Source organism: Streptomyces sp. SudanB52_2052 (assembly GCF_964272415.1).
In the GTDB taxonomy this organism is placed as follows: Bacteria; Actinomycetota; Actinomycetes; order Streptomycetales; family Streptomycetaceae; genus Streptomyces; species Streptomyces olindensis.
The window spans coordinates 6463643-6479027 of sequence record NZ_OZ186796.1; the positions used below are offsets into that span (position 1 = coordinate 6463643).

Here is a 15385-nt window from a genome sequence, read left to right on the forward strand (position 1 = left end):
TTTCCCCTAGCGGTCGTCGGCTTCGCCTAGGGCCGCTCGCCCTGACCGGTGTCGGCGCCGCCGACGGGTGACGCGGACCGTCGGCCAACGTACACGCCGGTGCCGTCGTGCGGACGTTCCACCCCCTCCGGCCGGTCATCGGCCGCGTCCAGGGGGAGTTCGGCCGTCACCGCGAAACCGCGCCCGGCCCGCGGGCCCGCCGTCAGCGAGCCGCCCGCCGCCGCGAGGCGCTCCGTCAGGCCGGTCAGCCCCGTACCACCGGCGACCGCCCCGGCCCCGCCTCCGACACCCGCTCCCCCTCCGGCGACCGCCCCGCCTCCGACACCCGCTCCCCCTCCGGCGACCGCCCCGCCTCCGACACCCGCTCCCCCTCCGGCGACCGCCCCGCCTCCGGCGACCGCCCCGCCTCCGGCGAGCGCCCCGCCTCCGACGAGCGCCCCGCCTCCGGCGAGCGCCCCGCCTCCGACGAGCGCCCCGCCTCCGGCGACCGCCCCGCCTCCGGCGACCGCTCCGCCTCCGACGAGCGCCCCGCCTCCGGCGACCGCCCCGCCTCCGGCGACCGCCCCGCCTCCGGCGACCGCCCCGGCCCCGGCGACCGCCCCGCCCCCGTCGTCGGCCACCGTCAGCCGCACCCGCTCCCCGGCGCCCGACAGCGTGATCTCGCAGCGCTGCGCTCCGCTGTGCCGGACCACGTTGGTGACCGCCTCCCGCACCACCCACCCCAGCAGCGCCTCGCTCTGCGGCCCGGGCGGGGGGTCGCAGCGGCTGACCACGAGCGTGATGCCCGCCGCCGTCAGCACCGAGCGCGCCCGGTCGAGTTCGGCGGCGAGGCTGCCCTGCCGGTAGCCGGTCACCGCCTCCCGGATCTCCGTCAGGGCCTGGCGGCCCACGGCCTCGATGTCCGTGATCTGGGCGAGCGCGCCGTCCAGGTCGCGGGCGGCCAGCCGGCGGGCCGCCTCCGACTTCACGACGATCACCGACATCGTGTGACCGAGCAGATCGTGCAGGTCGCGGGAGAACCGCAGCCGTTCCTTCTCGACCGCCCGGCGGGCCAGCGCCTCCCGCGCGGCGCGCAACTCGCGCACCGCCTCGGAGAGGCGCATGATCGCGGCCGTCACCATCGTCGAGATCCACGTGGCGTACGCGATGTCGAGGCCGCCCCAGCCGTCGTGGAAGCAGGCCACCGCACCCGCCAGCACCGCCACCGCCGTACCGGCGGGCCGCAGGTGGGGCAGGTGCAGGGCCGCTCCCGTCGCGAGCCCCAGCAGGGGGAAGAACAGCAGCCAGTTGTCGCCGTAGCCGGCGGCGAGCGAGCACGTCACGGCCGTCAGCAGAGCGAGTGCCACCCGGGTGGAGCGGGCCTCGCGCTTGTCCTTGTGGAACGAGCGCACCGCCACGTAGATGTACAGCGAGTTGAACGCCAGCAGGCCCAGGCCGCCGATCCACGGGTTCGGCGTGCGGCCCTGGACGAGGTTGGAGCACGCGCCCAACCCCAGCAGCAGCCACGGCAGCAGGGTGACGCCGCTGGGCGGCGGGCCGGGGTGCTCACCCGCCAGCCGGCCCCGGGCGGCCGACCGTATCGCCTCGACGCGGCACCGGACCTCGTGTCTCCAGGACATGTCCCGCCTCCGATCAGAGGTTCGCCGCGCCGCGGCGGTACGACAGCACAGCGTACGAACCAGTTCATGGCAGCGACGCTACGGACCGGCCGGGGCCGTCCGGCAGAGGCGCTTGTACGGAATCCGGCAGGACACATGTCATCGCCCGATCGATCTGACGTGTCGTCAGGAGCCTTCACAACTGCGGGGGGCTGGGCTATACAGAGGGCGCGGGACTGGAACGCGTTCCAGTTCGGTCCCAGACGGGCCTCGGTGCGGCCGACGGTGCGGACGACCGTACCGAGGTCTTCCCTCACGGCGATCAGGAGCCCCATGCCCATCGACGCAGCCAAGGCGCTCGCCGCCGAACCCCGGACCGGCGAGATCTCCTGGGACCACAAGGACGTGCAGCTCTACCACCTCGGCATCGGCGCCGGAACTCCCGCCACCGACCCCGACGAGCTGCGCTACACCCTGGAGTCCCGGCTGCACGTCCTGCCGAGCTTCGCCACCGTCGCGGGCGCCGGGAAGCCCGGGGTGACCGGCGGGCTGTCCATGCCCGGCATCGACGTCGACCTCGCCCGGGTCCTGCACGGCGGACAGAGCCTCGAGATCCACCGCCCCCTCCCGGCCGAGGGCCGCGCCACCGCCACCGGGCGCATCGCCGCCGTGTACGACAAGGGCAAGGCGGCCGTCCTCGTCATGCGCACCGACGTGGCCGACGCCGACGGGCCGCTGTGGACCAGCGACGCGCAGATCTACGTGCGGGGAGAGGGCGGCTGGGGCGGCGACCGGGGGCCGTCCGGCCGGCTCGACCCGCCCGCCGGCGACCCGGACCGGACCGTCGAGCGGCCCGTCCGCGAAAACCAGGCCCTGCTCTACCGCCTCTCCGGCGACTGGAACCCGCTGCACGCCGACCCGGAGTTCGCCAAGCTCGCCGGCTTCGAACGGCCCATCCTGCACGGCCTGTGCACCTACGGCATGACCCTCAAGGCGGTCGTCGACACGCTGCTCGGCGGGGACGTGACCCGGGTGCGCTCGTACGCCACGCGGTTCGCCGGGGTGGTGTACCCGGGGGAGACGCTGCGCGTGCGCATGTGGCGGCTCGACGGCGAGGTCCGGGTGGCCGTGAGCGCCGTGGAGCGGCAGGACACGCCCGTCCTCGCCGACACCGTCGTCCGACACACCTGAGTCCCGCACGCCGTACGAGGGGAGCCGCACCATGCGCGCAGCCGTACTGCACGAGATCGGCCAGGACAAACTGGAGGTCCTCGACGACGTCGAGGCGGTGGGGTTCGGACCCGGCAGGGTGCGCATCCGGGTGCGCGCCACGGGGCTGTGCCACTCGGACCTCTCCGCGATGAGCGGGGTGCTGCCGCAGCCCGCGCCGTTCGTGCCCGGGCACGAGGGGGCGGGAGAGATCCTGGAGGTCGGCGAGGGCGTGGGCCACCTGAAGGCCGGCGACCGGGTCATCGTCTGCTGGCTGCCCGCCTGCGGCGCCTGCCCCGCCTGCCGGCGCGGCCAGACCGAGCTGTGCCTCGCCGGGTTCATGAACGCGGGCACCCCCAACTTCAAGCGCCCCGGCGGTGACGTCTTCGGTTTCGCCGGCACCGGCACCTTCGCCGAGGAGGTCGTCGTCGACGCCGGCTGCGCGGTGCCCATACCCGACGACGTGCCCTTCGACATCGCCGCCCTCATCGGCTGCGGCGTGACGACCGGACTGGGTGCCGCGCTCAACACGGCCGACCTGGAAGCCGGTTCGTCGGTGGCGGTCATCGGCTGCGGCGGCGTCGGCATCTCCGTGATCCAGGGCGCCCGACTCCGCGGCGCCGCCGAGATCGTCGCCGTGGACCCGGTGGTCTCGCGCCGGGAGGCGGCCCTCCGCTTCGGCGCCACCCGGGCCGTCTCCCCCGACGAACTGCCCGACGCCAAACAGCAGATCACCGGCGGCGAGGGCTTCGACCACGTCTTCGAGGTCGTCGGCAGGTCGGCCACGGCACGCACCGCCTACGACACCACCCGGCGCGGCGGCACCCTCGTCGTGGTCGGCGCCGGGGCCATGGACGACTTCCTCCAGCTCAACATGTTCGAGCTGTTCTTCGACGAGAAGCGGATCCTGCCGTCCATGTACGGCGGCGGTGACGTCCTGCGCTCCTACGAACGCACCATCGCCCTGTGGCGCGCGGGCCGCGTCGACCTGGCGGGCCTGATCACCCACCGGGTCCCGTTCACCGAGGTCAACGAGGCCCTGGACCAGATGCGGACCGGGACCGCCCTGCGCACCTGCATCGAGATGTGAGGACCCACGCCATGCCGTTGCCGCTCCAGGGACTGTCCGCGATCGTCACGGGCGCGGGCCGCGGGATCGGCCGGGCCGAGGCGCTGGAACTCGCCCGGCTCGGCGCCGCCGTGGTCGTCAACGACTACGGGCGGCCGGGCCGGGACGGCACGGGCGAGACCTCCGCCGGCCCGGCCGATCAGGTCGCCGCCGAGATCCGGGACTCGGGCGGTACCGCCCTCGCGCACACCGGCGACGTCTCCGACTTCCAGCAGGCGCGTGAACTCGTCGAGCTGGCCGTCACCGAGTTCGGCAGGCTCGACGTCCTCGTCAACAACGCGGGCATCCTGCGCGACCGCATGGTGTTCTCGATGGCCGAGGAGGAGTGGGACGCCGTGCTCCGCGTGCATCTCAAGGGGCACTTCAACACCACCCGGTTCGCCGCCGCCCACTGGCGGGAGCGGTCCAAGCGGGCCGGGGAACCGGTGTACGGGCGGATCATCAACACCTCCTCGGAGGCGTTCCTCGCCGGTTCGGCCGGACAGCCCAACTACGCCGCCGCCAAGGGCGGGATCGTCGGCCTCACCACCTCCACCGCCCTCGCCCTCGGCAAGTACGGCGTCACGGCCAACGCCATCTGCCCCCGCGCCCGCACCCGGATGACCGAGGACGTCTTCGCGGGCGTCGAGCAGCCCTCCACAGGCGGCCTCGACCCGCTCGCCCCCGAGCACGTCGCCCCGCTGGTCGGCTATCTGGCCTCGCCCGCCGCGGCCCGGGTGACCGGGCAGCTCCTCGTGGTGCACGGCGGCATGGTGGCCGTCGTCGAACGGCCGCGCGTCGCCGCCAAGTTCGACAGCGAACAGGACACCTTCACCTACGACGAGCTGGACGCGGCCCTCGGGCCGTACTACGCGGACCGGCCGACGGGGGAGACGTTCGCGGCGGCGGAGGTGCTGGGGCTGAAACGCGGGTGAGGGACAGGGAACGGCCCCTCCCGCCGTGACAGGGAACGGCCCCTCCCGCCGTGCGGCGGGAGGGGCCGTTCGCGCGTCGGTGACTGGCGTGCCGTCAGGCCGCAGTCACGGCTTGCTCGGTCTCCGCCACCGGCTTGCGGTGGCGTCCGCGCGGAGCCGTCTCGCTGTCTTGCGTGGAGACCTCGCCACGGTGCCGGCCGTGGCCGGCGGAGATCTCCTGGACGTCATTGCGCGGCTGGTTCGTGCTGGCGTCGCTCATCGGATGGAATTCACCCCGTCAACATGATCTTTTTTACAGCCGGGTGAGTCTAACCGGCACCCCGCACCCCGGATCCAGGCGGCCACGCCAACCGGCACTAGTTCGTTACAGGGCGTCCCAACGGCGCCTGCTGCAACGGCACCGGGCGCTGCGCCGAGGGGGCCGGGGACGGCCCGGGACCGGCGGATGAGGAGGGCTGCGGCAGGTGCCCGCGGTGTTCCGGATCCAGGGGCGCCGGTTCCGGCGGGAGCTCCGGGGGAGCCGTCTCCTCAGGCTGTGCGCCGGGCTCCGGCTCCGGCTCCGGCGGCACGGCCGCGGGCGGACTGACCTGGGCCACCCCGCACGGCACGTCCCGCGTCACGAACGGCAGGCGCAGCACGCCGTCCGCCGTCCACAGGCCGCTGCCCGCCAACCACCCCTCCGGCGCCGGGAGATGATGCACCCGCCGCTCAGCGGGCCGCCACACGCCGATCCAGCTGCCCGCCGGCCCGTCGACCCGCAGCGCCACCGCACAGCTCTCCGGCGTCAGCATCTGCCCCGGCTGGATCGCGAACGGCGTGACCGAGCAGTCCCGCAGCCGCAGGCACTGCGGGAACCGCACCGGCAGCGTGCTGCCCAGGACCCCCCAGCCCAGCCGGGCCCGCCCGGGCGAGGGCGCGTCCGAGCGGACGATGAGCAGCCCGCTGTCGTGGTCGGCGAGCAGCAGCCGGTCGTCGCTGTCGGCGGCGATCTGCAGCAGCGGCGACACCTCCCCGCCGCGCTCAAGGTCCACCACCACCGCCTTGGTGCGACCGCCGGTCTCCCGGTCCAGGGCCAGCAGCCGCGCCGTACGGTCCAACCAGACACCGCCCGAGCAGCGGCCCGGCAGCTCGGCCAGCCGCTCGGGCCCGAAGGCGCCGCCCGCCACCAGCCACACCGACGTCGAGCGCGGCCCGACGGCCAGGGCGTACGCCTTCTCGCCGCCGGGCACCGGCGGCAGCAGCCGCAGCCGGGCGGAGTCGTCCGGGCACTCGACCGCGCCCAGCGGCAGCTCACCGGTGCCGGGCCCGGTCGGGTACAGCAGGGAGAAGGCGTGCCGCCGGGCCACCAGCCGGTGGATGAGGACCCGCCCGTCCCCCATCGGCTGCACCTCGGTGCCGGGCTCCTCCGGCTGGTTGCGGGGCAGCGGCACCGCGTAGGGCTCCGGGCCGTCGAGGGTCCAGCGCTCCGGGAACCAGGAGTCGCCGGCCGAGGCGAGGCGCGCGGCGTAGGCACCGTCCACGGTGAGCGTGCAGCCCGCCGGCGCCGCCCCGTCCTCGTGTCCCGCCGAAGGCTCGATCGCACAGGCTGTCATCGTTCGGTCACCTCCAGTGACGAAGGTAGTTTTCGCACGAACGGGCGGGGAATTCCCTGGCGCCCCACTTCACACATAAGGGTGTTCCAGGAACGATTCGCCTGAGGGGAAGGGGGCGATTGTGCTGAGCGGGGCGGGGGGTGCGGGGAGCGGGCGGTGGCGGTTCAACGCCACAGATCAGGCGGGTAGCCTTGCACCCGTGCCCCGTCTGTCTGAAGTCATCGCCGCGCTGGAGAACCTGTGGCCCGCCGAGCGGGCCGAGTCCTGGGACGCGGTCGGCACCGTCGTGGGCGACCCGGACCAGGAGGTCACGCGCGTGCTGTTCGCCGTCGACCCGGTCCAGGAGATCGTCGACGAGGCCGTGAAACTGGGCGCCGACCTGCTCGTCACCCACCACCCGCTCTACCTGCGCGGCACGACGACCGTCGCGGCGACGCACTTCAAGGGCCGCGTCGTCCACACCCTCATCAAGCACGACATCGCGCTGCACGTCGCCCACACCAACGCCGACACCGCCGACCCGGGTGTCTCCGACGCCCTCGCGGGCGCCCTGGACCTCAGGGTCACCGGGCCGCTCGTGCCGGACCCCGCCGATCCCGAGGGCCGCCGGGGCCTGGGCCGCGTCTGCGCCGTGGACCACCCGCTGACCGTCCGCGAGTTCGCCGCCCGGGCCGCCGAGCGCCTGCCCGCCACCGCGCAGGGCATCCGCGTCGCCGGCGACCCCGAGGCGCTGGTGCGCACGGTCGCCGTCAGCGGCGGCTCCGGCGACAGCCTCTTCGACCACGTCCGCGCGGCGGGCGTCGACGCCTTCCTCACCGCGGACCTGCGCCACCACCCGGTGTCCGAGGCCCGCGCCCACAGTCCCCTCGCGCTGCTCGACGCGGCGCACTGGGCCACCGAGTGGCCCTGGTGCGAGCTGGCCGCGAGCCAGCTCGACGAGATCTCCGACCGGCACGGATGGGACCTGCGCGTCCACGTCTCGCAGACGGTCACCGACCCCTGGACCAGCCACTCACCGTCACCTGGAGCCCCCAACTGAACGCCGCGCCCGCCGACCAGATCCGACTCCTCGACGTCCAGGCCCTCGACGTCCGCCTCCAGCAGCTCGCGCACAAGCGGAAGTCGCTGCCCGAGCACGCCGAGATCGAATCGCTGACCAAGGACCACGTCCAGCTGCGCGACCTGCTCGTGGCCGCGCAGACCGAGGAGAGCGACACCGCCCGCGAGCAGACCAAGGCCGAGCAGGACGTGGACCAGGTGCGCCAGCGCGCCACCCGCGACCAGCAGCGCCTGGACTCCGGCGCCGTCACCTCCCCCAAGGACCTGGAGAACCTCCAGCGCGAGATCGCCTCCCTCGCCAAGCGGCAGGGCGATCTGGAGGACGTGGTGCTGGAGGTCATGGAGCGCCGGGAGTCCGCACAGGAACGGGTGGCGGAGCTGACCGAACGCGTCGCCTCCGTCCAGTCGAAGATCGACGACGCGGCCGCGCGCCGCGACGCGGCCCTCGAGGAGATCGACGGCGAGGTCGCCACGGTCACCAAGGAACGCGAGGTCATCGCCGGGTCCGTCCCCGCCGACCTGCTCAAGCTCTACGACCGGCTGCGCGAGCAGCAGGGCGGCATCGGCGCGGCGAAGCTGTACGCGCGCAGCTGCCAGGGCTGCCGGCAGGAGCTCGCCATCACGGAGCTGAACGAGATCCGCAAGGCGGCGCCCGACACGGTCATCCGCTGCGAGAACTGCCGCCGCATCCTGGTGCGCACGTCCGAGTCCGGTCTCTAGGCCTCCAGGGAGCCGTTGCGGTGCGGGAGTTCATCGTCGAGGCGGACGGCGGGTCGCGGGGCAACCCGGGGCCCGCGGGCTACGGTGCCGTGGTGAGCGACGCGGCGACGGGTCAGACGCTGCGGGAGACCGCCGAGTACATCGGCGTCGCCACGAACAACGTCGCCGAGTACCGCGGCCTCCTGGCCGGCCTGCACGCCGCCCACGCGCTGGATCCGGACGCGACGGTCCACGTCCGGATGGACTCCAAGCTGGTCATCGAGCAGATGTCGGGCCGCTGGAAGATCAAGCACCCCGACATGAAGCCCCTGGCGGCGGACGCGGCCCGGGTCTTCCCGCCCGGGCGCGTCACCTACGAGTGGATCCCCCGCGCCCAGAACAAGCACGCGGACCGCCTGGCCAACGAGGCGATGGACGCCGGGGCCAAGGGGGAGCAGTGGTCGGAGGCGGCGTCGACGGCCGAACTGGACGCGGCGGCCGGGGCTGCCGGGGGCGGCGGCGTGGCCGTGCCTGCCGGGGGCGGCGGCGGGGCCGTGCCTGCCGGGGCTGAGAGTCGCACGGACAAGGCCGCACCTGCCGGGGTTGCCGGGGGCGGCGGCGGGACCGCGCCTGCCGGGGCTGAGACTCGAATGGACAAGGCCGCACCTGCCGGGGCTGCCGGGGGCGGCGGCGGGGCCGCACCCGCCGAGGCTGACACCCGCGCGGACAAGGCCGCCGCCGACACCCGCGCCGCCAAAGCCGTCGCAGCCCCCGGCTGGGCCCCCGCCGACATGGGCGCCCCCGCCACCTTCGTCCTGCTCCGGCACGGTGAGACCCCCCTCACCCCGCAGAAGCGGTTCTCCGGCAGCGGCGGCACCGACCCGTCCCTCTCCGACGCCGGACGGGAGCAGGCCGAGCGGGCGGCCGAGCTGCTGGCCCGGCGGGGGACCATCCAGGCCGTCGTGTCGTCGCCCCTCACCCGGACCCGGGAGACGGCCGGTGTCGTCGCGGCCCGGCTCGGGCTCGACGTGGAGATCGAGGACGGGCTCCGCGAGACCGACTTCGGCGCCTGGGAGGGGCTCACCTTCGCCGAGGTACGCGAACGCCACCCGGACGACCTGAACGCCTGGCTGGCCTCCCCGGACGCCGAACCCACCGGCGGCGGCGAGAGCTTCGCGGCGACCGCCACCAGGATCGCCGCCACCCGCGACAAGCTGATCGCGGCGTACGCGGGCCGCACGGTCCTGCTCGTCACGCACGTGACCCCGATCAAGACGCTCGTCCGGCTCGCCCTCGGCGCCCCGCCGGAGTCCCTGTTCCGCATGGAACTGTCGGCCGCGTCCCTGTCGGTCGTCGCGTACTACGCGGACGGCAACGCCAGCGTCCGCCTCCTCAACGACACGTCCCACCTGCGCTGAGCGCCGCCGCCGCACGGGCCAGCGCCTCGACGCGCCCCCAGTCGCGGCCCGCCACCGCGTCCTGCGGCAGCATCCAGCTCCCACCCACACAGCCGACGTTGGGCAGCGCCAGATAGTCCGGGGCGGAGGCCGGGCCGATCCCGCCCGTGGGGCAGAACCGCGCCTGCGGGAGCGGCCCCGACAGCGACTTCAGATACGCCGTGCCGCCCGCGGCCTCGGCCGGGAAGAACTTCATCTCCCGCACCCCGCGCTCCAGCAGCGCCACGACCTCGGACGCCGTCGACACCCCCGGCAGGAACGGCACGCCCGACGCCTGCATCGCCTTCACCAGGGCGTCCGTCCAGCCGGGACTGACCAGGAACCGGGCGCCCGCGGCCACCGCGTCCGTCACCTGCCCGGGGCTGATCACCGTCCCGGCACCGACCACCGCCTCCGGCACCCGCCCGGCGATCTCCCGGATCGCCTCCAGCGCCGCGGGCGTCCGCAACGTCACCTCGATCGCGGGCAGCCCGCCCCCGACCAGCGCCCGAGCCAGCGGTACGGCGTCACCGGCCTCCTCGATGACGACGACGGGGACGACGGGCGCGAGATCCAGCACGGAGGCGGGCAGGGGAGAGGAGGCCATGGCCTCATAGTGCCGCTCGCCGAGCACCCTGCGCAAAGGTCATTGCGCTAGGCGCAACGCATGCTGGTAGGTGCTAATGAACCTCGTCCACCAGCACGTCCAGCGACCACGCCTGCCCCGCCTTCGCGGGCGCCGCCGCCTCCACGACGTACCCGAGGTCCCGGAGCGCCTCCACCAGCTCGGCCGGCGACCCCGGGACCGCCCCGGCGGACAGCAGGCTGCGCACGATCCGCCCCTTCGTCGCCTTGTTGAAGTGGCTGACCACCTTCCGGGTCGGCGCGTGCAGCACCCGCACGGTCGCCGTCCGCCCGGCCACCTCGCCCTTCGGCTTCCAGGCGGCGGCGTACGCGGCCGACCGCAGGTCCAGCACCAGCCCGTCCCCGGCCGCCTCGGGAAGCACCGACGCCATCGGCGTACGCCAGTGCGCGCCCAGAGCACCCAGACCCGGTAGCTTCACCCCCATCGAGCACCGGTAGGACGGGATCCGGTCCGTCACCCGGACCGCCCCCCACAGCCCGGAGAACACCAGTAGCGACCGCGCGGCACGCCGCTTGGCGGCCGGGTCGAGGCTCGCCAGGCCGAGCGCGTCGTACAGCACGCCGGTGTAGATCTCCCCGGCCGGACGCGCCCCCGCCGTCCGCAGCTCCGCGTTCTTCACGACCTCGCCCCGCAGCCCCTCGCTCAGCCCGAGCACCTCGCGCGCCTTGTCCTCGTCACCGGAGCACAGCTCGACCAGCTCGGTGAGGACGGCCTCCCGGGCCTCGGCGAGCCCCGGCAGGGACAGCGACTCCGGCTTCAGCGGCGCACCACGACCGGACGATGCCTTTCCTTCGGACGGCGGCAGCAGGACAAGCACGCGTACTCCTTCGATCGAACTCCGCCGACAGCGTACGGGGCCTCAGACACGCGCCCGTCCGAGGGCGCGGACCAGCCCGTCGGCGTCGTCGGCGTGGAAGCGGACGACCCGTACCCGGCGGCGCCGGCCGAGGAAGGTGACGTGGGTGACCGGCTCGATCAGTTCGAGCGTGACGGTGGTCCGGGAACCGACCTCGACGTCCAGCTCGCCGTCGGCCCGCCCGGGCGTCATCCGCAGCTCGCGCCGTACCGAGGCGATCCGCTCCAGCGGCACGCGCAGATCGACGTGCACGTACCGCCGGATCCGCAGCGAGCCCTGCTCCAGCACGTGCGGGCGGACGACGGACGAGGCGTGCAGCCCGACGACGACCACGACGCCGTACACGTCGAGGAAGAGGAACACCGCGTGCACGGTCGGGAAGTCCCGCAGCAGCACCGACATCGCCACCGTCTCGACCACGCACACGAACGCGAACCCGGCCATCACCGCGCCCTGCCCGCGCGCGTACCCGAAGGCCCGGCCGCCCTTCGTGCCGTGCGTACGCCGCGCCACCCACAGCAGAAGACTCACCAGCACCCGCACCTCGTGCCGGACCAGCAGCCGCGTGACCCTCATCGCCGCTCCTCGCCGAGGATCCGCAGCGTACGGCGCATCGCCTCCGCCTGCGCCGGGGCCAGGTCGGCGTAGAACGCGCGCAGGACGTTGTCGTCGTGGTCGAGCTCCCCGACCTCCGGGAACAGCCCCGGCGGAATGCAGTCGGCGAGTGCCCGGGCCGCCCCCTCGACCCGAGGGTCGTCCGGTGCGGCGTCGACGAGCGCGTCGAGCAGCGCGTACGCCGCACCGGCCCGCGCCACGGCCCCCGGACTGCCCAGCGCCTCTCCGATCGACGACACCATCCGCTCCCGGGCCTCGGGAGGCATGGAAGTCTCCAGCAAGGCGATGATCTCGCGGTCCTTGGCCGCCATGGGGCTGTCCGTGAGATGCGCGGTCCCGGCGAACAACGCGGCCAGCTCGGGCGACACGGGCCCCTCCGCCGGCAGCCCGCCCTCGGCCTCCAGCAGCGCCCGCAGCCGCGCGCGCCGCTCCCGGATCGCCTCCTCCTGCCGCGCCAGGTCCTCGTCCAGCTCGGTCAGCACCTCGACGAGGTCCTTCCCGGCGTCGTCCGCGAGCACGTCCCGCACCTCGGCGAGCCCCAGCCCCAGCTCCGTCAACCGCCGGATCCGCGCCAGCGCGACCGCGTGCCGCAGCCCGTACTCCCGATACCCGTTGGCCCGCCGCTCCGGCTCGTCCAGCAGCCCCAGCTGGTGGTAATGCCGCACGGCCCGCGTGGTGACGCCGACGACGCCGGCCAGTTCTCCGATCCGCATGCCACCAGTGAAGACGTTGACGTTGCGGCAGGGTCAAGCACGCGGCTCGGTGTCTGACGGCGGCGTTGATCGTGTGCCACGATCGAGGCAACGGATCCCGATTCCACCGGCAGGTGATCAGCCGATGTCCCAGTCTGACGAGCGACCGACGGAGGGGCGTGACATGACCGCCATGGCCCACGAGCCGCTCTCGCAGGAAGACGTCCTGCTGGAGGGCTTTCTCGCCCTGGACACCCCGGAGGGTTTCCGGGCCGAGCTGATCGAGGGGGAGATCGTTGTGACGCCGCCGCCGGACGGGGATCACGAGGACTACATCGGGCTGATCGTGAACCAGGTGATCAGGCGTTCCCGAACCGAGATGCAGTTCTCGGGGAACAAGGGCCTCAAGCTGCGCCGCGGAGGCGCGTGTCCGAAGGACCATGTGATCCCGGACGGCACGTTCGCTCCGATGGACCTGCGTTTGTACCGCGGGGCCGACTCCTGGATGCCCTGTGACGGCGTCGCCATGGTGATGGAGGTGACCTCGACCAAGCCGCAGGCGGACCGCGAGGCCAAGCGCCGCTGCTACGCCCGGGCCGGGATCCCTCTCTACCTACTCGTCGACCGGGAGACGGCTCAGGTCACGGTGTTCAGCGAGCCGAAGGACGACGACTACCGCGAGCACTGCGCCCGCCCGTTCGGCAAGCCGGTCACTCTTCCGGAGCCGTTCGCCTTCGACCTGGACACCGCGGACCTCATCTGATCCCCTGGGCGCGGGGGTGCGTCATGGGGATACGAGAACAGGCCAGCTGGGCCAGAGCACGTCTGGGCCGCGGCGGCCCGCCCCTGGACCTCCTCACCGCCCACTTCGATCAGCACACCTACGCCCCCCACGCCCACGACGAGTTCACGGTCGGCGTCACCGTCGGCGGGTCGGAGGTCATCGCCTACCGGGGCGGGCACATCCACTCGTACCCCGGCTCGATCGTCGTCCTGGAGCCGGGCGAGATGCACACCGGCGGCCCGGCCGCCACCGACGGCTACGCCTACCAGGCCCTTTACGCCGAACAGGCCCTGCTCACCGACGGCACCCTCGGTGGCCTCCCGCACTTCCGCGACCCCGTCCTGCACGACCCGGAACTCGCCGCCGCCCTGCGCGCCGCCCACACCGACATCAGCGCCCGCCCCGACCCGCTGGAGGCCGAGTCCCGGCTGCCCTGGCTGCTCACGGCCCTGGCCCGCCGTCACTCCACGGCCCGGGCGAGTGACGACAGAGTGCCCGGCGCGGACCACATCGCCAGGACCGTCCGCGACCGCCTCGCGGACGAGATGCTGGACCCGCCCTCCCTGACCGACCTCGCCACCGACCTGGGCCTGTCCCGGTACCAGCTCCTGCGCGCCTTCCGCACCACCACCGGCGTGCCGCCGTACGCCTGGCTCGCCCAGCACCGCGTGTCCCGGGCCCGCCGCCTCCTGGAAACCGGCCTGCGCCCCGCCGAGGTCGCCGGCCTCGTCGGCTTCGCCGACCAGGCGCACCTCACCCGCTGGTTCCGCCGCGTGCTGGGCGTGACCCCGGCGGCGTACCGCAACAGCGTTCAAGACACGACGGGCTGAGACGGCCGAGACTCGGCGCATGACTGCACGCGGCTGGTTCCTGTTCTCCCTGATGGGAGTCGTCTGGGGCGTCCCCTATCTGCTGATCAAGGTGGCGGTGGACGAACTGTCCCCGTCGGCGGTGGTGTTCGCGCGCTGCGCCCTCGGCGCCGCCCTCCTCCTCCCCTTCGCCCTGCGCCAACCGGGCCTGGTACCCACCGTGCGGACGCACTGGAAGCCGATGCTGGCCTTCGCCGTGATCGAGATCGTCGGCCCCTGGTACACCCTGACCGACGCCGAACGCCACCTCTCCAGCTCCACCGCGGGCCTGCTGATCGCGGGCGTACCCATCGTCGGCGTCCTCCTCGCCCGCTTCTTCGGCGCGGCCGAGTCGCTGGGCACCCGCCGCATCACCGGCCTCGGGCTGGGCCTCGCCGGTGTGGGCGTCCTCACCGTCCCGCACCTGACCGGCGGCGACGCCTTCTCGCTGGCGGAGGTCCTGCTGACGGTCGTCGGCTACGCCACGGCCCCCCTGATCGCCGCCCGCCACCTCAAGGACGTCCCGACGCTGCACCTCATCACGCCCTGCCTGGCGCTGTCGGCCCTGCTCTACGCCCCCGCGGCCGTCGCCTCCCGCCCCGCGACGCTCCCCTCGCCCGAGACCCTCACCGCCCTCGCGGCCCTCGGCGTCGTCTGCACGGCCATCGCCTTCGTGGCCTTCCTGGAACTGATCAAGGAGGCCGGCCCGGCCCGCGCGTCGGTCATCACCTACGTCAACCCGGCCGTCGCGGTGGCGGCGGGCGCCGTCTTCCTCGACGAGCACCTGGCCCCCACGGTGCTGGCCGCGTTCGCCCTGATCCTGGCCGGGTCGGTCCTGGCCACGGCGGCGGCGCCGGGGCCCACGCCACGCCGGGTACCATGGTCGACACGGCAGACGAGCCGGGCGGACGGCCGCGTGGAGTCCCCCTGACGGGGAACTTCCCGAGGAACGTCCGGGCTCCACAGGGCAGGGTGGTGGCTAACAGCCACCCGGGGTGACCCGCGGGACAGTGCCACAGAAAGCAAACCGCCCGGCGCTCAGGCGCCGGGTAAGGGTGAAACGGTGGTGTAAGAGACCACCAGTGCCTGGGGTGACCCAGGCAGCTAGGTAAACCCCACCCGGAGCAAGGTCAAGAGGAAACACCCCGGTGTTTCTGCGCGGACGTTCGAGGGCTGCCCGCCCGAGTCCGCGGGTAGACCGCACGAGGCCGGCGGCAACGCCGGTCCTAGATGGATGGCCGTCGCCCGGGGCTCCGCGAGGAACCCCGGGAACAGAACCCGGCGTACAGCCCGACTCGTCTGCCGCTC

At 73.9% G+C, this 15385-nt stretch carries 15 protein-coding genes, 1 other RNA gene and 1 pseudogene; 10 read left to right on the forward strand and 7 right to left on the reverse strand.

Annotated elements, in window-relative coordinates:
• Positions 1 to 26: 26 nt before the first annotated feature.
• A complete protein-coding gene (locus ACSUPV_RS28930) occupies positions 27 to 1619 on the reverse strand; it encodes a sensor histidine kinase (RefSeq protein WP_436948853.1) in 1593 nt (530 codons plus the stop codon).
• A 312-nt stretch (positions 1620 to 1931) separates the two neighbouring features.
• Between ACSUPV_RS28930 and ACSUPV_RS28935 the strand changes: the two genes are divergently transcribed.
• From ACSUPV_RS28935 to ACSUPV_RS28945, 3 genes are read left to right on the forward strand one after another with little or no spacing between them, the layout of a single operon-like run.
• Positions 1932 to 2789, forward strand: coding sequence for a MaoC/PaaZ C-terminal domain-containing protein (locus ACSUPV_RS28935; protein ID WP_359794591.1), 858 nt, complete (start codon positions 1932 to 1934; stop codon positions 2787 to 2789).
• 31 nt (positions 2790 to 2820) lie between these two features.
• Positions 2821 to 3897 carry a Zn-dependent alcohol dehydrogenase gene (locus tag ACSUPV_RS28940; protein WP_037763069.1) on the forward strand — a complete coding sequence of 359 codons (1077 nt, stop codon included), beginning with the start codon at positions 2821 to 2823 and terminating at the stop codon, positions 3895 to 3897.
• An 11-nt stretch (positions 3898 to 3908) separates the two neighbouring features.
• Positions 3909 to 4850, forward strand: coding sequence for a 3-oxoacyl-ACP reductase (locus ACSUPV_RS28945; protein WP_031112138.1), 942 nt, complete (start codon positions 3909 to 3911; stop codon positions 4848 to 4850).
• Positions 4851 to 4944: 94 nt separating this feature from the next.
• Here the strand turns inward: ACSUPV_RS28945 and ACSUPV_RS28950 are convergent, their stop codons facing one another.
• Both ACSUPV_RS28950 and ACSUPV_RS28955 read right to left on the reverse strand, forming a co-directional pair.
• Positions 4945 to 5109, reverse strand: coding sequence for a hypothetical protein (locus ACSUPV_RS28950; protein WP_356519550.1), 165 nt, complete (start codon positions 5107 to 5109; stop codon positions 4945 to 4947).
• 97 nt (positions 5110 to 5206) lie between these two features.
• A complete protein-coding gene (locus ACSUPV_RS28955; RefSeq protein WP_037763072.1) occupies positions 5207 to 6442 on the reverse strand; it encodes a hypothetical protein in 1236 nt (411 codons plus the stop codon).
• Between the two features lie 199 nt (positions 6443 to 6641).
• Here ACSUPV_RS28955 and ACSUPV_RS28960 point away from each other — a divergent pair, with 199 nt between their 5' ends.
• Genes ACSUPV_RS28960 through ACSUPV_RS28970 form a run of 3 tightly spaced genes read left to right on the forward strand, consistent with a single transcriptional unit; the run spans position 6642 to position 9618 of the window.
• A complete protein-coding gene (locus ACSUPV_RS28960; RefSeq protein ID WP_037763075.1) occupies positions 6642 to 7481 on the forward strand; it encodes a Nif3-like dinuclear metal center hexameric protein in 840 nt (279 codons plus the stop codon).
• A complete protein-coding gene (locus tag ACSUPV_RS28965) occupies positions 7478 to 8221 on the forward strand; it encodes a CT398-like coiled coil hairpin domain-containing protein (RefSeq protein ID WP_078650870.1) in 744 nt (247 codons plus the stop codon). The genes ACSUPV_RS28960 and ACSUPV_RS28965 overlap by 4 nt, the downstream gene beginning before the upstream one ends.
• A gap of 20 nt (positions 8222 to 8241) precedes the next feature.
• Positions 8242 to 9618: a bifunctional RNase H/acid phosphatase gene (locus ACSUPV_RS28970; protein ID WP_436948854.1), complete on the forward strand. Its 1377-nt coding sequence runs from the start codon at positions 8242 to 8244 to the stop codon at positions 9616 to 9618.
• On the opposite strand, the gene eda is transcribed toward ACSUPV_RS28970, so the two are convergent.
• The 4 genes from eda to ACSUPV_RS28990 form a co-directional block, all read right to left on the reverse strand.
• Positions 9593 to 10243 carry a bifunctional 4-hydroxy-2-oxoglutarate aldolase/2-dehydro-3-deoxy-phosphogluconate aldolase gene (gene eda / locus ACSUPV_RS28975; protein ID WP_436948855.1) on the reverse strand — a complete coding sequence of 217 codons (651 nt, stop codon included), beginning with the start codon at positions 10241 to 10243 and terminating at the stop codon, positions 9593 to 9595. The genes ACSUPV_RS28970 and eda overlap by 26 nt on opposite strands.
• Positions 10244 to 10316: 73 nt before the next feature.
• Positions 10317 to 11099 (reverse strand): peroxide stress protein YaaA, encoded by a 783-nt coding sequence (gene yaaA / locus ACSUPV_RS28980; RefSeq protein WP_436948856.1) that lies wholly within the window; start codon positions 11097 to 11099, stop codon positions 10317 to 10319.
• Between the two features lie 42 nt (positions 11100 to 11141).
• A complete protein-coding gene (locus ACSUPV_RS28985; RefSeq protein ID WP_436948857.1) occupies positions 11142 to 11714 on the reverse strand; it encodes a hypothetical protein in 573 nt (190 codons plus the stop codon).
• Positions 11711 to 12466, reverse strand: coding sequence for a MerR family transcriptional regulator (locus ACSUPV_RS28990; protein WP_436948858.1), 756 nt, complete (start codon positions 12464 to 12466; stop codon positions 11711 to 11713). The genes ACSUPV_RS28985 and ACSUPV_RS28990 overlap by 4 nt, the downstream gene beginning before the upstream one ends.
• Before the next feature lie 163 nt (positions 12467 to 12629).
• Here ACSUPV_RS28990 and ACSUPV_RS28995 point away from each other — a divergent pair, with 163 nt between their 5' ends.
• The 4 genes and pseudogenes from ACSUPV_RS28995 (at position 12630) to rnpB (ending at position 15379) form a co-directional block, all read left to right on the forward strand.
• On the forward strand, positions 12630 to 13208 hold the full coding sequence (locus tag ACSUPV_RS28995) for a Uma2 family endonuclease (RefSeq protein WP_436948859.1): 579 nt from the start codon (positions 12630 to 12632) through the stop codon (positions 13206 to 13208).
• A gap of 23 nt (positions 13209 to 13231) precedes the next feature.
• The gene (locus ACSUPV_RS29000) at positions 13232 to 14059 is read left to right on the forward strand and encodes an AraC family transcriptional regulator (protein WP_436948860.1); all 828 of its coding nucleotides are present in this window, start codon (positions 13232 to 13234) and stop codon (positions 14057 to 14059) included.
• 52 nt (positions 14060 to 14111) lie between these two features.
• A pseudogene (locus tag ACSUPV_RS29005) lies at positions 14112 to 14858 on the forward strand (DMT family transporter); the annotation flags it as partial.
• Positions 14859 to 14973: 115 nt separating this feature from the next.
• Positions 14974 to 15379, forward strand: an RNA gene (rnpB, locus tag ACSUPV_RS29010) — RNase P RNA component class A.
• Positions 15380 to 15385: the final 6 nt, after the last annotated feature.

Bases quoted from the DNA above. Each gene is read 5' to 3' on its own strand.
- ACSUPV_RS28955 (WP_037763072.1), bottom strand. From the start codon at position 6,442: ATGACAGCCTGTGCGATCGAGCCTTCGGCGGGACACGAGGACGGGGCG.
- ACSUPV_RS28950 (WP_356519550.1), bottom strand. From the start codon at position 5,109: ATGAGCGACGCCAGCACGAACCAGCCGCGCAATGACGTCCAGGAGATC.
- ACSUPV_RS28930 (WP_436948853.1), bottom strand. From the start codon at position 1,619: ATGTCCTGGAGACACGAGGTCCGGTGCCGCGTCGAGGCGATACGGTCG.
- ACSUPV_RS28985 (WP_436948857.1), bottom strand. From the start codon at position 11,714: ATGAGGGTCACGCGGCTGCTGGTCCGGCACGAGGTGCGGGTGCTGGTG.
- ACSUPV_RS28995 (WP_436948859.1), top strand. From the start codon at position 12,630: ATGACCGCCATGGCCCACGAGCCGCTCTCGCAGGAAGACGTCCTGCTG.
- eda (WP_436948855.1), bottom strand. From the start codon at position 10,243: ATGGCCTCCTCTCCCCTGCCCGCCTCCGTGCTGGATCTCGCGCCCGTC.
- ACSUPV_RS29000 (WP_436948860.1), top strand. From the start codon at position 13,232: ATGGGGATACGAGAACAGGCCAGCTGGGCCAGAGCACGTCTGGGCCGC.
- ACSUPV_RS28940 (WP_037763069.1), top strand. From the start codon at position 2,821: ATGCGCGCAGCCGTACTGCACGAGATCGGCCAGGACAAACTGGAGGTC.
- ACSUPV_RS28935 (WP_359794591.1), top strand. From the start codon at position 1,932: ATGCCCATCGACGCAGCCAAGGCGCTCGCCGCCGAACCCCGGACCGGC.
- ACSUPV_RS28945 (WP_031112138.1), top strand. From the start codon at position 3,909: ATGCCGTTGCCGCTCCAGGGACTGTCCGCGATCGTCACGGGCGCGGGC.
- ACSUPV_RS28990 (WP_436948858.1), bottom strand. From the start codon at position 12,466: ATGCGGATCGGAGAACTGGCCGGCGTCGTCGGCGTCACCACGCGGGCC.